Source organism: Marinimicrobium sp. UBA4209 (genome assembly GCF_002381585.1).
Classification (GTDB): Bacteria; Pseudomonadota; Gammaproteobacteria; order Pseudomonadales; family Cellvibrionaceae; genus Marinimicrobium; species Marinimicrobium koreense.
In genome coordinates this window covers 1-2,161 of the sequence record NZ_DFTP01000039.1, presented here as the reverse complement: position 1 = coordinate 2,161, position 2,161 = coordinate 1, and the positions used below count along the sequence as shown (strand labels likewise).

The 2,161-nt window shown below is 58.4% G+C and carries 2 protein-coding genes; both read left to right on the top strand.

Annotated features, from left to right (window positions below):
- A partial coding sequence (sucC, locus tag B3187_RS05380) for an ADP-forming succinate--CoA ligase subunit beta (protein WP_286804981.1) occupies window positions 1–1,014 on the top strand: 1,014 nt, incomplete at its 5' end.
- Window positions 1,015–1,136: 122 nt separating this feature from the next.
- Window positions 1,137–2,009, top strand: a complete 873-nt coding sequence (sucD, locus tag B3187_RS05375) for a succinate--CoA ligase subunit alpha (RefSeq protein WP_024460477.1) — start codon at window positions 1,137–1,139, stop codon at window positions 2,007–2,009.
- Window positions 2,010–2,161 lie beyond the last annotated feature (152 nt).

Genomic DNA, 2,161 nt, shown 5'->3' with positions numbered 1-2,161 from the left:
GCCGGTGGCCGCGGTAAGGCCGGTGGCGTCAAGCTGGTCAAGTCAAAGGCGGAAATCGAGGCGTTTGCCAAACAGTGGTTGGGCAAAAACCTGGTGACCTACCAGACTGACGAAAACGGTCAGCCGGTCAGCCGCATTCTGGTTGAAACCTGCACCGACATCGATAAAGAGCTGTATCTGGGTGCGGTCGTCGATCGCTCCACTCGCCGCATCGTATTCATGGCGTCTACCGAAGGCGGTGTGGAAATCGAAAAAGTGGCTGAGGAAACGCCGGAAAAAATCCTCAAGGCCACCATCGATCCGCTGGTTGGTGCTCAGCCGTATCAGGGCCGCGACCTGGCCTTCAAACTGGGTCTGGAAGGTAAGCAGATCAAGCAGTTCGTACAGATTTTCCTGGGCTTGGCCAAGCTGTTCAAAGAAAAAGACGTGGCACTGATCGAGATCAACCCGCTGGTGATCACTCCGGCCGGTGACCTGCACTGCCTGGACGCCAAAGTGGCGATCGACGGCAACGCCCTGTACCGTCACGACGACCTGCACGAAATGCACGATCCGTCCCAGGAAGACGCCCGTGAAGCGCACGCCGCCAAGTGGGAACTGAACTACGTGGCACTCGATGGCAACATCGGCTGCATGGTAAACGGCGCTGGTCTGGCCATGGGCACCATGGACATCGTCAAGCTGCACGGTGGTGCGCCGGCGAACTTCCTGGACGTCGGTGGCGGTGCCACTAAAGAGCGCGTTGTGGAAGCGTTCAAAATCATTCTGTCTGACGAAAACGTCAAGGCTGTTCTGATCAACATCTTCGGCGGTATCGTTCGCTGTGACCTGATCGCCGAAGGCGTGATTGGCGCCGTGGAAGAGGTGGGCGTGAAGGTGCCGGTGGTTGTGCGCCTGGAAGGTAATAACGCCGAGCTGGGCGCCAAAGTACTGGCGGACAGCGGTCTGAACATCATCGCCGCGACCAGCTTGACTGACGCTGCTCAGCAAGTGGTTAAAGCCGCGGAGGGCTAAGGGCGACCGGAAACTGAATGTTTCCGCAGCGCCCTTAGCGACCGGCCAGGACGGCCGGGCCGGACCCAGACACCAGGGACGGTTTTACACTCCGCAGCAACACAGAATTTGAGGACTCAACAATGAGCGTTTTGATCAATAAAGATACCAAAGTGATCTGCCAGGGTTTCACCGGTGCCCAAGGTACCTTCCACTCTGAGCAGGCAATTGCCTACGGCACCAAGATGGTCGGCGGTGTCACCCCAGGCAAGGGTGGTCAGACTCACCTGGGCCTGCCGGTGTTCAACACCGTGGCGGAAGCCGTGGCCGAAACCGGCGCCGAAGCGTCCGTCATCTACGTACCGGCTCCCTTCTGTAAGGACTCGATCCTGGAAGCGGCCAACGCCGGTATCAAGCTGATCGTGTGCATTACCGAAGGCATTCCGACTCTGGATATGCTGGACTGTAAAGTGAAGTGCGATGAGCTGGGCGTGCGCCTGATCGGCCCCAACTGCCCGGGTGTGATCACGCCGGGTGAGTGCAAGATCGGCATCATGCCGGGCCACATTCACAAGCCGGGCAAGGTGGGCATCGTATCCCGCTCCGGTACCCTGACCTATGAAGCGGTCAAGCAGACCACCGACTTCGGTTACGGTCAGTCCACCTGCGTCGGCATTGGTGGTGACCCAATCCCGGGCTCCAACTTCATCGATATTCTGGAGATGTTCCAGAACGATCCGAAGACCGAAGCCATTGTGATGATTGGTGAGATTGGTGGTAGCGCGGAAGAAGAAGCCGCCGCGTTCATCAAGGCCAACGTCACCAAGCCGGTGGTGTCTTACATCGCGGGTGTCACGGCACCGAAGGGTAAGCGCATGGGCCACGCGGGTGCGATCATTGCCGGCGGTAAGGGTACGGCTGACGAGAAGTTCGCCGCTCTGGAAGACGCCGGTGTGAAAACCGTACGCAGCCTGGCGGACATCGGCCAGGCTCTGAAAGAAGCCACTGGTTGGTAAGTCTTTCAGTCAAAAAAGGCGGCCTGCGAGCCGCCTTTTTTGTGTCTGTTGTCTTATTTCTTGAGCGACGTTTTAGTCCGGCGTTGGGGAGGAATACCATGTGGAGACCCGCCGTGAATACATCCCTGTAGGCTTCTCATCGGCATCCATGC